Genomic DNA, 781 nt, shown 5'->3' on the forward strand with positions numbered 1-781 from the left:
CTCGACGGCCGAGGTGATCGAGGCGGTGCGGATGGCCGAGAGTCTGGCGGCGCTCCATGGCGGCAGCCAGCCGGCGCATGTCGATCTGCGCGACGCCGCCAAGACGCTGCTCGGCCGCGGCGAGCTGGCTGTCGTCGCCGAGGCGCTGGCCCAGCTCGATATCGGCACGGGCATCGGCACACTGGCCGAGGGCGTCAGCCAGACGCCGGTGCAGGACGATCTGAACCGGCAGCTGAAGCGGCTGAAGCTGGAGAAGTATCGGACAGCGGTCGCCCAGGATCTGCCGCTTGATCTGCGCGAGAATCGCCGGGTCAAGACCGAGGAGGCGGCCTTCCTCGATCTGCATCGCTCCTTCCTGCTGCACCGGCTCGCTCTGATCGGCATCTCGCTGGCGAAGCTGCGGGCGAGCGTACAGCAGGACGCGAGCTGGGCCGAGCATTGGGTGCTCCAGTGGACGCCAGAGGCGGAGATCGAGACGGTCGAGGCCAGTCTGATGGGCGAGACGGTCGAGACGGCTGCCGCCCGGACGCTCAGCGAGCGGCTCGCCGCCTCGACGACGATCGCCGAGGCAGCGAGGCTGATCCGCGTCGCCTGCCTGTGCGGGCTGGCTGCGCAGCTCCAGGCCAGCCGGACGGCGCTCGACCATCTCGCGGCAGATAGCCGCGATGTCGTGCAGCTCGCCGCTGCCGTATCCGAGCTCTCGCAGATTATCGCTTACGGCGACGTGCGCCGGATCGACACGTCGTCGCTGCTGCCGCTGCTGGAGCGGCTGTTCTCCCGG

General features: G+C 69.7%; 1 protein-coding gene. It reads left to right on the plus strand.

The features are described 5' to 3' along the window. Positions 1 to 781: DUF5682 family protein (locus PA598K_RS38045; RefSeq protein WP_260405475.1), on the plus strand; the 781-nt coding region annotated here is incomplete at both ends.

The organism is Paenibacillus sp. 598K, assembly GCF_003851045.1.
Classification (GTDB): Bacteria; Bacillota; Bacilli; order Paenibacillales; family Paenibacillaceae; genus Paenibacillus_D.